The 14,154-nt window shown below is 60.3% G+C and carries 12 protein-coding genes and 2 pseudogenes; 12 read left to right on the top strand and 2 right to left on the bottom strand.

The genetic code is table 11. The features are described 5' to 3' along the window. Positions 1-39 precede the first annotated feature (39 nt). From TQ38_RS19970 to TQ38_RS31005, 8 genes and pseudogenes are all read left to right on the top strand, one after another. Positions 40-1,275, top strand: a complete 1,236-nt coding sequence (locus TQ38_RS19970) for a thiamine pyrophosphate-dependent enzyme (protein WP_043979327.1) — start codon at positions 40-42, stop codon at positions 1,273-1,275. A gap of 2 nt (positions 1,276-1,277) precedes the next feature. Further along, positions 1,278-2,291: an alpha-ketoacid dehydrogenase subunit beta gene (locus TQ38_RS19965; RefSeq protein ID WP_043979328.1), complete on the top strand. Its 1,014-nt coding sequence runs from the start codon at positions 1,278-1,280 to the stop codon at positions 2,289-2,291. 1 nt (position 2,292) lies between these two features. Beyond that, positions 2,293-3,933 (top strand): 2-oxo acid dehydrogenase subunit E2, encoded by a 1,641-nt coding sequence (locus tag TQ38_RS19960; RefSeq protein WP_082057931.1) that lies wholly within the window; start codon positions 2,293-2,295, stop codon positions 3,931-3,933. Between the two features lie 2 nt (positions 3,934-3,935). Beyond that, positions 3,936-5,321 carry a dihydrolipoyl dehydrogenase gene (gene lpdA, locus TQ38_RS19955; RefSeq protein ID WP_043979386.1) on the top strand — a complete coding sequence of 462 codons (1,386 nt, stop codon included), beginning with the start codon at positions 3,936-3,938 and terminating at the stop codon, positions 5,319-5,321. A 143-nt stretch (positions 5,322-5,464) separates the two neighbouring features. Then, positions 5,465-5,731, top strand: a complete 267-nt coding sequence (locus tag TQ38_RS19950) for an EamA family transporter (RefSeq protein WP_043979331.1) — start codon at positions 5,465-5,467, stop codon at positions 5,729-5,731. 136 nt (positions 5,732-5,867) lie between these two features. Beyond that, positions 5,868-6,582: pseudogene (locus tag TQ38_RS19945) on the top strand (IS5 family transposase); the annotation flags it as partial. Positions 6,583-6,811: 229 nt separating this feature from the next. Next, a complete protein-coding gene (locus tag TQ38_RS31490) occupies positions 6,812-7,192 on the top strand; it encodes a transposase (protein WP_370059832.1) in 381 nt (126 codons plus the stop codon). Continuing rightward, a pseudogene (locus TQ38_RS31005) lies at positions 7,135-7,314 on the top strand (transposase); the annotation flags it as partial. The gene TQ38_RS31490 and the pseudogene TQ38_RS31005, both read left to right, overlap by 58 nt. Before the next feature lie 321 nt (positions 7,315-7,635). Here the strand turns inward: TQ38_RS31005 and TQ38_RS19930 are convergent. Beyond that, positions 7,636-8,130 (bottom strand): Lrp/AsnC family transcriptional regulator, encoded by a 495-nt coding sequence (locus TQ38_RS19930; RefSeq protein WP_043979343.1) that lies wholly within the window; start codon positions 8,128-8,130, stop codon positions 7,636-7,638. Positions 8,131-8,241: 111 nt separating this feature from the next. On the opposite strand from TQ38_RS19930, the gene TQ38_RS19925 reads away from it, so the two are divergent. Genes TQ38_RS19925 through lpdA (TQ38_RS19910) form a run of 4 tightly spaced genes read left to right on the top strand, consistent with a single transcriptional unit; the run spans position 8,242 to position 13,208 of the window. Then, positions 8,242-9,471 carry a thiamine pyrophosphate-dependent enzyme gene (locus TQ38_RS19925; RefSeq protein WP_043979345.1) on the top strand — a complete coding sequence of 410 codons (1,230 nt, stop codon included), beginning with the start codon at positions 8,242-8,244 and terminating at the stop codon, positions 9,469-9,471. Position 9,472: 1 nt separating this feature from the next. Further along, positions 9,473-10,489, top strand: a complete 1,017-nt coding sequence (locus TQ38_RS19920) for an alpha-ketoacid dehydrogenase subunit beta (RefSeq protein ID WP_043979349.1) — start codon at positions 9,473-9,475, stop codon at positions 10,487-10,489. After that, entirely contained in the window at positions 10,489-11,805 is a 1,317-nt protein-coding gene (locus tag TQ38_RS19915; RefSeq protein WP_043979352.1) for a dihydrolipoamide acetyltransferase family protein, read from the top strand. The genes TQ38_RS19920 and TQ38_RS19915 overlap by 1 nt, the downstream gene beginning before the upstream one ends. Before the next feature lie 5 nt (positions 11,806-11,810). Then, on the top strand, positions 11,811-13,208 hold the full coding sequence (gene lpdA / locus TQ38_RS19910) for a dihydrolipoyl dehydrogenase (protein ID WP_043979355.1): 1,398 nt from the start codon (positions 11,811-11,813) through the stop codon (positions 13,206-13,208). Here the strand turns inward: lpdA (TQ38_RS19910) and TQ38_RS19905 are convergent. Beyond that, a complete protein-coding gene (locus tag TQ38_RS19905; RefSeq protein WP_043979358.1) occupies positions 13,205-14,086 on the bottom strand; it encodes a LysR family transcriptional regulator in 882 nt (293 codons plus the stop codon). The two genes, lpdA (TQ38_RS19910) and TQ38_RS19905, sit on opposite strands and share 4 nt — an antisense overlap. Between the last annotated feature and the right edge of the window lie 68 nt (positions 14,087-14,154).

Raw genomic sequence — 14,154 nt, 5'->3', positions numbered from 1 at the left:
GACTGCTGATCGAACTCGCTCGTAAGCACGGAGACAATAATGAGTAAGCGACGCGGACTGAGCTTCCCTGAGCCACTGGCACGGCCGGGTGAAACACCGGATTTCTCCACAATAGAGATCCCGGCGGCAGGGGTACTCTCTGTCCCCCCTCTCGATCTAAATGCCGAGGATTCGGTGGCTTTCGCTCATGGCCTGATCCGAGTGCTTGATGATGAAAACAATGCCGTCGGCGCTTGGGCGGACCTGCTTCTTGACGTCGATCCCGAGACCTATCGTCAGGGTCTTATCGACATGATGACGATGCGCCTCATTGACCAGCGTCTCCTCAATGCGCAGCGGCAGGGCAAGACGTCTTTTTATTTGCAATGTACCGGTGAGGAAGCGATCGGTTGTGGTTTCCAGCGACAGCTGATCCATGGAGACATGAACTTCCCGACCTACCGCCAACAGAGCCTGTTGGTTGCAGCGGACTATCCCCTAGAAGCACTGATGGGGCAGGTCTACTCAAATGATTTCGACCCTCTTGAGGGGCGGCAGCTGCCTATCATGCACTCCGCGCGGGAGCATGGTTTCTTTTCCATCTCTGGCAATCTCGGAACGCAATATGTTCAGGCTGTTGGCTGGGCGATGGCAAATGCATTGAAGGGCAATAGCCTCGTCGCTGCGGCCTGGATCGGAGACGGCGCCACAGCCTCGAACGACTTCCATAGCGCCCTGCTTTCGGCATCAGTCTATCAGCCCCCCGTCATCCTCAATATCGTGAACAATCAGTGGGCTATCTCGACCTACACCGGCGTTGCCGCAGGCGCTTCTAGGACCTATGCAGAGCGCGCGCGAGGCTATGGCATTCCCGCATTGCGCGTCGATGGCAATGACTATCTCGCCGTGGCAGCGGCATCGCGCTGGGCTGTCCAGCGCACTCGGCAGGGGCATGGCCCTGTCGCGATCGAATGGTTTACGTATCGTGTCGCAGCGCACTCGACCTCTGACGATCCAAGCGCGTATCGGCCCAAGGACGAGGCGGCGGCATGGCCGCTTGGCGATCCTCTGGAACGGCTGAAAGCGTTCCTCATTGTCCGAGGCGAATGGTCCGAAGAACGGCATGCTCAAAAGCAGGCGGAGCTGTTCGACGAGATTGTGGCCGTCCAGAAGAAAGTCGAGGCACACGGCACCTTCGTGAAGCCTCAACCCCTTTCGCCAGCCAAGATGTTCGAAGGCGTCTACGCAGACATGCCCGATCATCTGCGCCGTCAGCGCCAGCAGATTGGATTTTAATGATGCCAACTATGACGATGATCGAGGCGATCCGCGACGCCATGGACGTGAAACTGGCGGATGACGAAAACGTTATCGTGTTTGGCGAGGATGTCGGCTTTTTCGGCGGGGTTTTCCGCTGCACTGCCGGGTTGCAGAAAAAATACGGCATCGAGCGGGTCTTCGATACGCCAATCAATGAGAGCGCAATCGTCGGTATGGCGGTTGGCATGGCCGCGCAGGGCATGCGCCCATGCGTCGAAGTTCAATTCGCAGACTATGTCTATCCAGCCTATGATCAAATCTCGCAGGAGGCCGCGCGTCTTCGCCACCGCTCCAATCAGCAGTTCACTTGCCCTATGGTCGTTCGCATGCCTACCGGCGGCGGCATTTACGGGGGCCAGACGCACAGCCAGAGCCCGGAAGCGCTTTTCACGCATGTGGCCGGCCTGAAGGTTGTCGTTCCATCGACACCCTATGATGCCAAGGGCCTTCTGATTGCCGCGATCGAAGACCCCGATCCAGTCATCTTTCTCGAGCCTAAGAGAGTCTATAACGGTCCGTTCTACGGCCATTCCTCCGGCGAGGCCGTTGGTTGGGCATCCCGGCCAGAAGGTGATGTGCCACATGGTCACTATACCGTCGAGATCGGCAAAGCGCAGATCAAGCGTGATGGTTCTGCCGCTACGATTCTCGCCTATGGCACAATGGTTTTCATTGCCGAGGAAGCAGTCCGCCAGTCCGGTGTCGATGCTGAGATCATCGACCTTCGCAGTCTTCTGCCGCTCGACATCGAAACGGTTTCGCGGTCCGTCCAGAAGACCGGTCGTTGCCTCGTCGTCCACGAGGCAACGCGCACCAGTGGGTTCGGAGCGGAGCTGATCGCCGAAGTCCAGGAGGCATGCTTCTGGCATCTCAAGACACCAATACAACGCCTCACTGGTTGGGATGCGCCTTATCCCCTCGCTTCCGAGTGGGACTATTTTCCGAGCCCGGAACGGCTCGCCCAAGCTCTGATCCGGGCGATGGAGGACTGACATGGAGACGCTATCAGTAAAGCTGCCAGACATTGGCGAAGGCGTCACTCAAGCCGAAATCGTCGAATGGCATGTAGCCATTGGTGATACAATCGAGGAAGACGCAACACTCGTCTCTGTCATGACGGACAAGGCCACCGTCGATATTCCATCGCTTTATAGCGGAACAGTGCGTTGGCTTGCTGGCGATGTTGGAGAAACGCTTGCCATTGGTGCCGATCTCGTGCGGATCGCCACTGACCGTGGCGCCCCTGGCGAACAGCCGCCGAACGTCGAGCTGTCGTCGCAGGACGCGATTGTGAAGCTGGCGGCGGTTCCCGTACCGGCTTCCGAGCCAGCGGCGACGAGCAGTTCGCGATCGATGCATATCCTTTCCGTACGTCTGCCGGATGTCGGCGAAGGTGTGACCGAGGCAGAGTTGGTTGAATGGCATGTCCAGGTGGGCGACCTTGTGCGCGAAGATGATGTGCTCGCAGCTGTGATGACCGATAAGGCGACGGTAGAAATCCCCTCCCTTTACACTGGTAAAGTCACTGCCTTGGGTGGCCAGATTGGCGAGGTTCTTGCCGTTGGCGCCAATCTCGTGCTGATCGAAACGACTGATGGCCTTTCCGACGACGAGGCAAGCAGGACTCCTGCCGCACCGAGCGAAGAGGAGACGTTCGAGCTCAAGCAGTCCGCGAAAGAGCCTCCGACGAGGGCTGCGCCGACTACCAATGCCTCAGGCCGCCCTATCCACGCCCGTCCACCCCGTCCGGAGGGCACCGAGGTTCTGGCCTCTCCCTCTGTCCGCGCAAGAGCGCGGGACGGCGGCATCGACCTTCGCCAAGTTGGTGGTAGCGGCCCGGCTGGCCGTATTATTCATTCAGATCTTGATGTGCTTTTCGCCGTGCCGGCCGACCCATCGACGCAGCTGGGCTCGGGATCCGCCCGTCGCGTGCGTACCGGGGTGGAAGAAATCAAGGTTGTCGGCATGCGGCGAAAGATCGCCGAGCGGATGGCCATCGCGAACAGTCGCATTCCGCACATAACGGTGGTCGAGGAAGTCGACGTGACTGCTCTGGAAGACCTTCGGGAAAAGCTCAATGCTGGTCGGGGTGAACGGCCCAAGCTCACCGTGCTTCCGTTTGTGACGGCAGTGCTCGCGCGGGCATTTATTGACCATCCTGAGATGAATGCGCATTTCGACGATGATGCGGGTGTTGTGCACCGCCATGAGGCGGCGCATCTCGGGATTGCGACCATGACGGATGCAGGACTGGTTGTTCCCGTCTTTCGCCATGCAGAAGCTGCAGGCCTGTTTGAGACCGCCTCTGAGATCTCGCGGCTATCTTCGGTCGCCCGCAACGGCAAGGCCAGCCGTGACGAGCTTTCGGGTTCCACTTTTACCATCACCTCGCTCGGGCGGCTCGGCGCCATCGCAACGACCCCGATCATCAACCATCCTGAAATCGCGATCCTGGGCATCAACAAGATGGCGGTGAGGCCCATGTGGGATGGAACGCAATTCCAGCCGCGCAAGATGATGAACATCTCGGCGAGTTTCGATCATCGTGTCATCGACGGCATGGACGCCGCTCTCTTCGTACAGAAGGTGAAGTCACTGCTTGAAACCCCAGCCCTGATTTTCGTGGATCTGTGATCGTGAAGACAGAAACATGTAAGCTTCTCATCCTTGGCGCCGGCCCTGGAGGGTATGTCTGCGGCATCCGCGCAGGGCAGCTCGGCGTCGATACGATCGTGGTTGAAGCGGCAAAGCCTGGTGGAACCTGTCTCAACGTTGGCTGCATTCCCTCGAAGGCATTGATTCATGCTGCCGGTGAATTTGCGAAAGCGAGAGCATTCGCGGAAGAGAATGAGCTGGGCATCCGCGGTGGCGTACCTACGATTGACCTTCAACGGACAGTCGCGTGGAAGGATTCCGTTGTCGAGCGTTTGACGCGGGGCGTCTCCGGTCTGCTCAGAAAGGCTAAGGTTCGCACGATACATGGCCATGCCATCATCATCGACGGCAAGACGGTCGAAATCCGCAACGACGACGATCCGATCCGGATTCGCACTGAAAATCTCGTGATCGCGACGGGTTCAACCCCATTCGAACTGCCATCACTGCCGTTCGGCGGTCGCGTGATCAGTTCGACCGATGCCCTGTCGCTAATACAGGTCCCGGCTAAACTCGCTATCGTCGGGGGCGGCTATATCGGGCTGGAGATCGGCATAGCCATGGCGAAACTGGGGGCTACGGTCACTGTAGTGGAGGCAGCGGAACGGATCTTGCCGCAATATGATGCTGAACTCACGGATCCGGTTAAGAAGCGTCTTTCCGAGTATGGCATCGCACTACACCTCTCCGCAAATGCCAGTGGCCTGGGCTCCAGTGGCGATACCCTGATGGTCGATACCGCCGATGGGGAGGTTGAGCTTCCGGCCGATCTGGTTCTCGTGACCGTGGGGCGGCAGGCGACCACATCCGGGTTTGGGCTGGAAAGCCTGGGGCTGAGTCAAAATGGCCCATATCTCGCGATTGACGACCGCTGCGCCACATCCATGCGGGGTGTATATGCCATTGGGGACGTGACGGGGGATCCTATGCTTGCCCACCGGGCAATGGCCCAAGGCAACATGGTTGCTGAAATCGTGGCGGGCAAAGACATTAGCTGGGACAAAAGGGCCATTCCAGCAGTCTGCTTCACCGATCCCGAGCTTGTCGTCGCGGGCTTGCTTCCCAGCGATCCCAAGGCGGCAGAGGCCAAGGTCTCTTTGTTTCCGTTCAGCGCGAATGGGCGTGCGCTTTCGATGGAGCGTAGCGACGGCTTTGTGCGGATAGTATCCGATCCGAAGACAGACCTTGTTTTGGGCATTCAGGCAGTTGGTGCCGGTGTTTCTGAGATGGCCGGGCAATTTGCCATGTCGTTGGAAATGGCTTGTACGCTGACAGACATCGGCGAGACGATTCACGCCCACCCAACGCTCGGTGAAGTTGTCCAGGAAGCGGCGATGAAGGGGTTGGGCAAGGCAATGCACAGCTGAACCGCCAGAACAATATCAAGCCTGTTGATTGCCACTGAGATGTGGTCCGGGTCACATCGTCGCGGCAATCAACAGGCCTAATCCAATAACAAGCCAATCGGACCACTCGGCGGGCGCAAATCACGCCGTTGGTCTATGTAGTGATGCGCGACAATCGTTCTCTGTTGAGAGGAATCCGCGAGCTCTTGACCGCAGCGGGAGGCGGGATCGTTTCCCTTATTGCCTACAGCATCGTGATCTACGCGATGTCGTTCGGTGCAATGGGTGTGGTATCGGGGCTTCGAGAAACTAGCGTCGTGTTCGCCGCTCTGATCGCGCGAGTATTTCTGCACGAACGTTTGTCTTCATATCGGATGGAGGGAGGAATTATGGTCGCCGTCAGCGGGATTTTCATTAGAAAGCAAGCTTGAGGGTACCAATTGCTATAATCAAGCGGAGCTTGAGAGCCTGATCAGAAAATAAGTTGAGTGGTATCAGCAAGTTAGCTTGACGGCTTGACCTGTCGTTGATTCATGGGTTTCGCCAAAAACTACCATGGATTCAACGATGTGGACCGATACCACTCGCGCTCTTCATGCGCGGAGCGGGCCGGCTTTGCCAAGCGATTTGACGGATGCCAAGTGGGCGCTGCTGGAGCCATTACTTCCACCGGCGTCTCGTGTCGGACGGCCCCGCAAGTGGCCATTGCGGCGGATTGTCGAGGCAATTCTGTACCTACTGCGCGGAGGCCTGCCATGGCGGATGCTGCCGCCTTGCTTTCTGCCGGTGTCGAGCGTGCGGCATTGGTTTTACTTGTGGCGAGACAACGGGCTGTGGCTGACGATAAACCACACCTTGTCGATGATGGCGCCGCGAAGCTGATTGCCGAGAGGCTTCGCCCAGCGCTGGCGTGATTGACAGCCAGTCAGTGAAGACGACCGAAAGCAGTGGCCTGTGCGGTTACGATGCAGGGAAAAAGGTCAAAGGACGCAAACGGCACATCCTGACCGACACCGATGGAAATCTTGTCCATGCGGTTGTGCACGCCGCCGAGATCCAAGACCGGGACGGGGCACCGCTGGTCCTTGGGGAAATCGTCAGGCGCTTCCCCTGGCTCCGTCATTTGTTTGCAGACGGCGGCTATGCCGGAAACAAGCTCAAGGATGCCCTGCGCCGGATTGGAAAGTGGACCGTCGAAATCATCAAACGGTCCGATACTGCCAAGGGCTTCGAGGTCCTGCCCCGACGCTGTTGGGGTGGACGGCCCCGTGCGGCATCAAAATGTGCCAGAGTGAGTCGTTGCAAACTCAAGCAGGAGACCGTCCGTGGAACAGATTACGCTCAAGCGCCAGTGCAGCCAACGGCTCGAACAGATCGCACGCCACATCGCCGCGCTCGACGCTGAAATCGCGGCCGTCATTGCTGCCGATGCAAAGCTCGCCCGGCGCCACGACATTCTCACCAGCATCGCTGGCCTCGGCACACTCACCGCCAACCAGATCATCGCCACCATGCCCGAACTCGGATCGCTCGATAACAAGCAGGCCGCCTCGCATGTCGGACTTGCTCCCGTCGCGCGCCAGTCCGGACAATGGAAAGGCAAAAGCTTCATCCGCGGCGGCAGGGCCAATGTTCGACAGGTCCTCTACATGCCGGCCCTGGTCGCCGCCCGCTTCAATCCTGATCTCAAAGCCAAACCAGCAGCTCATCGCTGCCGGAAAACCCGCCAAAATCGCCATCACTGCCGTCATGCGAAAACTCATCGTCACCGCAAATGCTCTGCTCAAAGCAGACCGCCTCTGGATCAAATCTCCCGCTTGACCACTACGGATACTCTAACCGTAAGCAGCGCTTTGGCTTCTCGTCATGGCTCTACCGCCAGCGTAATCTAGTCGAGCGCTTCTTCAATCGAATGAAGCAGCTCCGGGGTGTCGCCACGCGATATGACAAGGACGCTGCCAACTATCTTGCGGCTATCAAGCTCATTTGCGCACGTATCTTGTGCAACGTGTAATGAGTCTAGGCCCTGACACTTAGACCAATTTGCACAATGCCGGGTTCCGAGAGGGCTTACTAACACCGTCGCCATCCAACAAGTCGCTATCGGCACGCACGGATTTACGCATTTCGGAATGGCAGAGGCAAACCACTCTGCTGCTGCTCCATCAAACCTGACCTGCTCGGCGAGCTCCAACGTGTTTCTGCCGCGAGACCAAACCGTGCCCGCAAGATTTGTGGCTGTGCACCGGTCGCTGCGCAGGGTCAATAGCTCCGCGCGCCGGGTCAGCGGTCGAGCAGCTCGACGGTGACCGAACGACGACGGCATCCCCGCGCCTCATCCTGCGATATCGTCAAGCGGAATGCGTGTGGTGACCTTTACCGCCTGCAACGCAAAGCTCGAGTTGACCGAGGCTAGTCCCGGCAGGTGCAGCAGCGATTTCTTGAGAATTCTCTCATACCTTGCGATGTCCGAGACGATCATGCGCAGCAGATAGTCGCAGTCGCCGGACATCGAGAAGCATTCGACGACCTCGTCGATCGCGTGGATGGCACCTTCGAAGGAGAGTAGCGTGGTCTCGTCGTGCTGCTGTAGCTTGATCTCGACAAACACGTTCACCGAAATGCCGAGGCGGGCAGGATCGAGGATCCACACCCGTTCGCGGATCGCGCCGGCGTCCTGCAGGCGGCGCAGGCGCCGCCAGCATGGGGTCTGCGACAGACCAACGATCTCTCCTAATTCGGCGATAGATGAGTCCGGGTAGTTCTGCAGCGCAGCAAGAATTCTCCGGTCGGTAGCATCGACAGAAAGTTTTTCCAGTTTTTGCGTCATAGGAGGAGCAATCTTCTATTTTATCGTGAATGTCACTAAATAATAGAAGCTGAAATTCCAACTCTGCCGTGTGAACTTAATTGCCTATCCTGCACTGGAGCGCACCGGCCTATGACCAATCGGCAACGCCTGACCCTGCATATACCTGAGCCTGAAGCCCGGCCCGGCGATCAGGTCAACTTTAGCGGTATGCACATTCCGTCCGCCGGCGAGACTCGCCGCCCGCCGATAGATGGTGCCGAAGCCCAGATGCGCGACCTGCCGTTCGGTCTAGTGCGTGTGCTGGACGATAGCGGAAACGCCGTTGGCGCGTGGAATCCGCGGCTTGCTCCCGAAACGCTGCGTCGCGGCTTGCGCGCCATGCTTATGACCCGCGCTTTCGACGAGCGATTGTTCCGCGCACATCGGCAAGGCAAGACCAGCTTCTACATGAAGTCCACCGGCGAGGAGGCGATCAGCGTCGCGCAGTCGATGGTGCTTGAAGACGGCGACATGTGTTTCCCGACGTATCGCGTGCTGGGATGGCTGATGGCACGCGATTATCCGCTCATCGATCTAGTGAACCAGATATTCTCCAATGCCGCCGATCCGCTCAAAGGGCGCCAGCTGCCGATACTCTATTCCGCCCGCGATTACGGCTTCTATTCGCTTTCGGGTAATGTCGGAAGCCGCTTCGGCCATGCCGTTGGCTGGGCAATGGCGTCAGCGTACAAGGAGGACGACAAGATCGCGCTCGCCTACATCGGAGAGGGCACAACCGCAGAGGGTGACTTCCATGAGGCGCTGACGTTCGCAAGCGTCTACCGCGCGCCCGCGGTGCTGTGTGTTACCAACAACCAGTGGGCAATCTCTACGTTCTCTGGGATCGCGGGTGCTAACGAGACCACTTTTGCGGCCAAGGCGCTTGCTTACGGCATTCCCGGGTTGCGAGTGGATGGCAACGATTTCCTGGCTGTATGGGCGGCGACCCAATGGGCGGCGGAGCGGGCGCGAAGCAATCTGGGCGCGACGCTTATAGAGCTGTTCACCTATCGCGCTTCGGGCCATTCGACCTCTGACGATCCGACTAAGTACCGCCCTGCCGATGAGCAGGACCACTGGCCGCTGGGCGACCCTGTCGAACGGTTGAAGGCGCATCTGATATGCTTGGGCGAATGGACAGACGCGCTGCATGCTTCGCTGATCGAGGAACTTGATGGTGCAGTGCGCGCCGCTGTCAAGGCCGGCGAAGCGATCGGTACGCTGGGCAAGTCCAAGCCGAGTACCGCTGAGATGTTTGAGGGTGTGTTCAAGGAGCCCGACTGGCGGGTGATTGAGCAGCGCCGGGAGCTGGGGATCTAGCATGCCAACCATGAACATGATCCAGGCGTTAAACTCCGCGCTAGACGTGAAGCTGTCCGAAGATCCCAACACGCTCATTTTCGGAGAGGACGTTGGCTATTTTGGCGGCGTCTTCCGCGTCACCGACGGGTTGCAAAAGAAGCACGGACTTAGGCGCTGCTTCGATGCTCCGATCAGCGAAAGCGGCATCATCGCCAGTGCGATCGGCATGGGCGCAAACGGGCTTCGTCCTATCCCCGAAATCCAATTCGCCGACTATATACTTCCCGCATTCGACCAGCTCGTCTCCGAAGCGGCACGCCTGCGCTATCGCTCGAATGGCGAGTTCTGGTCGCCGATCACGGTACGCAGCCCCTATGGTGGCGGCATCTTCGGCGGCCAGACGCACAGCCAAAGCCCGGAAGCCATTTTCGCGCACATCACGGGCCTCAAGACCGTGATCCCCTCGACCCCTTATGACGCCAAGGGACTGTTGATCGCAGCGATCGAGGACGATGATCCGGTCATTTTCCTTGAGCCCAAGCGCCTTTATAACGGCCCTTTCGACGGTCGGCACGATCAAGCGCTGAAGACCTGGGCCGGGGTCCCGGAAGCGGACGTGCCAGACGGCCGATATACCGTACCGCTGGGCACCGCCGCCGTGGTACGCGAGGGCACGCTGGCAACCGTACTTGCCTATGGCACCATGGTCCATGTCGCCAAGGCTGGGATTGAAGACAGCGGCGTCGATGCCGAGCTGATCGACCTTCGCTCAATCGTGCCGCTCGACATTGACACCATCACCGCTTCCGTCACCAAGACCGGTCGCTGTGTGATCCTCCACGAGGCTTCGCGTTTCGGTGGCTTTGGCGGCGAGCTGTCGGCGCTTGTTCAGGAGCGCTGCTTTTGGGCCCTGCGTAGCCCCATCGAGCGAGTGGCGGGGTGGGACACCCCGTACCCCCACGCTTTTGAGTGGGACTATTTTCCAGGCCCGACCCGCCTCGCCAAGGCACTCAAACGCGTGATGGAGAACAACTGATGGGACGTTACGTTTTCCGCATGCCTGACGTCGGCGAGGGCGTCGCCGAAGCCGAGATTGTCGCCTGGCACGTCAAGCCAGGAGATACCGTGCAGGAGGATCAGAGCCTCGTTGATGTCATGACCGACAAGGCGACTGTCGACATGACTTCGCCGGTCGAAGGCGTCGTTACCGCGCTGCGTGGTCAGATCGGCACGATGGTAGCGGTCGGATCGGTTCTGATCGAACTGGAAGTCGAAGGCGATGGCAATGCCGCCGCTAAAGAGATTGCTACGGTGCAGCCCCCACCTGCGCGGGAGCCGCCCGTGTTGAAACTGCCTGCAAGCTCGCCAGTGGTCGATCACTCGCCCCCCGTGGCAACGGCCGTTTCATCACCAGCGGCTGCGCGAGCGCATTCGGCCACGACGCGATCGGTCCCCGCTTTCAAGACCCGCGCTGCCGGCACCCTGCCGCACGCCGCGCCCGCCACGCGTCGCCGGGCCTATGACCTGGGCGTGCCGCTCCAGTTTGTTCCTGGCACCGGTCCCGCAGGACGCGTCACGGCCCATGATCTTGATACCTATCTTGCCAATGGCGGCGTCGACAGCCTGGAGTTCGCGACCGGGCGAGTAGCGCGGCAGGGCATCAACGACACCAAAGTGATTGGTCTGCGTCGCAAGATTGCGGAAAAAATGCAGGAGGCGAAGCGGCGCATTCCACACATCAATTATGTCGAGGAATGCGACCTTACCGAGCTGGAGGCCCTGCGCGCCGACCTTAACGCCCATCGCTCGCACGACCAGCCCAAGCTAACGCTGCTACCCTTCCTGATGCGGGCGCTTGCTAGAGCGCTGCCGCACTCACCTCAGATCAACGCGCGCTACGACGACAATGCGGGTGTGCTGCATGCCTTCGACGGCATTCACATCGGCATCGCCACGCAGACCCCTGGCGGATTAATGGTGCCGGTGGTTCGCCACGCCGAGGCGCTCGATCTGTGGGACTGCGCCCGCGAGCTGTCGCGCGTCTCCGCAGCCGCGCGCGACGGCAAGGCCACGCGCGAAGAGCTCTCGGGCTCGACGATTACGCTGACCAGCCTGGGAGCGATCGGCGGCATCGTTACCACGCCCGTCATCAATCGTCCCGAAGTGGCGATACTGGCTCCTAACAAGCTGATCGAACGTCCCGTCATCCAAGGCAGCTTCGTCACAGTGCGGAAGATGATGAATCTGTCTTCCTCGTTCGATCACCGTATCGTTGATGGCTGGGACGCCGCACAGTTCGTACAGCGCGTGAAGCGGCTGCTCGAGCATCCTGCCCTGATTTTCATGGACTAAGCCTGATGACCGAAATACTTTCACCAAAGGTTCTTGTGATCGGCGGCGGCCCCGGCGGTTACGTTGCCGCGATACGTGCTGGGCAACTTGGGCTTAATACCGTGCTGGTCGAGAGTGACCGGCTCGGGGGCACTTGCCTTTTGCGCGGGTGCATTCCCTCCAAGGCATTGATCCACGCGGCCGCGCTCTACGACGAGGTGCGGGCGACCAGCGAGGCGGGGGGGCGCTTTGGCATCCGCACCGCCGCCGCGCCCAGCATCGAATGGTCCGAGACCATCGCCTGGAAGGATGGCTTGGTCGATGTGCTGAGCGGGGGCGTCGCCACTCTCCTCCGCAAGGCGAAAGTGCGCGTGGTGGATGGCTGGGCACGGTTCACCGACGCCAAGAGCTGCATCGTGCAGACCGCCAAGGGCGAGATCGCGATCTCGCCCGAGCATGTGATCCTGGCCACTGGCTCCTCTTCTCTCGAACTCCCCTTCCTGCCGTTCGGTGGAAAGGTGATCGGGTCTACCAAAGCGTTGTCGCTTCAAGAGGTGCCGGAGCGCTTGGTGGTAGTCGGAGGGGGCTACATCGGGCTTGAACTGGGCTCTGCCTTCGCGCGACTGGGATCGCAGGTTTCTGTCGTCGAGGCGCAGGCCCGTATCCTTCCGCAGTACGACGCGGAGTTGACCGATCCGGTCCGAAAATGGCTCGAACGGCAAGGCGTTGCTCTCCATCTGGGCGCCAAGGCACTGGGCGCTGCCGGGGACGGGCTGGAGATCGAGACTGCGGCGGGCGAGCGCATGGTGCTGCCCGCAGACCGCATCCTCATCACCGTCGGTCGGCAGCCCCTAACTCAAGGTTGGGGAATCGAGACTATGGCGCTGGCGATGAACGGCCCGTTCGTGCGCGTCGATGATCGGTGCGCGACCTCGACCCAGAACGTCTGGGCCATCGGGGATCTGGTGGGTGAGCCGATGCTGGCGCACAGGGCCTCCGCACAAGGCGAGATGGTCGCTGAAATCATCGCCGGCAAGCGGCGCAGGTTCGACCCGGCCGGGGTCGTCGCGGTCTGCTTCACCGAACCCGAGATCGTCAGCATAGGTGCATTTCCGGCTGAGGTTCAGTCTGACGAGGTTGTCATCGGCCATTTCCCGTTCAACGCTAACGGACGTGCGCTGACGATGGACGCAGCGGGGCTTGGCGGTTTTGTGCGCGTAGTCGCGCGCAAGGCTGATCATCGCATCCTCGGCATCCAGGCGGTCGGCAGGCACGTCTCCGAATTCGCGGGCGAGTTCGCCGCGCTGATCGAATTGGGGGCAGTGCTGGAGGATGTCGCCGGGACTATCCACGCGCATCCGACTCTCGGGGAAGCAGTGCACGAAGCTGCGCTCAAGGGCTTGGGTCACGCTATTCACATCTAGCGAGGCGCAGTCGCGGCAGCGAGGCGGCGCAGAACGGTCTCGAAACGGCTGACGCTCTCGCTTCCGGCGACGCGCCGCACCGATGCAGGATCTACCAGGAAGCCGATGGAGCGGCGCTGTTCAAACCCGGCGAGGGCGGGCATCGCGATGCCTGGCTGCAGGTAGCACCGAGGCATCACGGTAATACCGAGGCCGGCGCGTACATAGGCTACCGCGCGGTCGTCGTTGACGGTGCGGGCGGCGAAGAACGGGCGCACGCCGCGCTGGGTGAAGAAGCGGCTGATCGCCGGCAGCGCCTCGCAGTGGCGGCGCACGATCATCGCGGAGTCGGCCACGTCCTCGGGCTGGACAGCCTCCCGGTCTGCCAGCGGGTGATCACTCGGTAGCGCCAGCATGTACTTTTCGTGGAACAACGGCTCGCCGCCGCGATGGTCGTCGCCCAGGACGCCCAGCACCAGGTCGACCCGCCCCCGCTCGATCCGGGGTACTAACTCGCGCATACGGCCCTCGACGATTTCCAGCTGCTCGTGCTGGACCTGCCCGGCCTCGAGCGTCGCGGCCTCGATCCAAGCCGACGGCAGCGTGGAGATCACGCCGATGCGGATCAGCTTGCGCCTCTCGCCCGCGTTGAGGGTCTGCTGCGCGCGCGCGAACTCGATCTCGATGCGGCGAGCATGAACGGCGAACCGCGCACCGGCGGCGGTCAATTCCACCCGGCGGTTGGTGCGTTCGAACAAGACGTGGCCGGTGGCCGCCTCCAACTTGGCGATACCGGTGGACAATGTCGGCTGCGACACTCCGTGACGTTGCGCAGCGCGCGAGAAGTTGCCGTGCTCAACGACGGCCAGGAAATACTGGATCAAATAGCGCTCGATCATAGGCGTGGCCTATGATGACATCAACGCCGGGTCAATTTTCCATCACGGTCTCAACCATCTATTTATGT

The organism is Novosphingobium sp. P6W (genome assembly GCF_000876675.2).
Classification (GTDB): Bacteria; Pseudomonadota; Alphaproteobacteria; order Sphingomonadales; family Sphingomonadaceae; genus Novosphingobium.
This window is presented reverse-complemented; position numbering and strand designations above follow the sequence as displayed.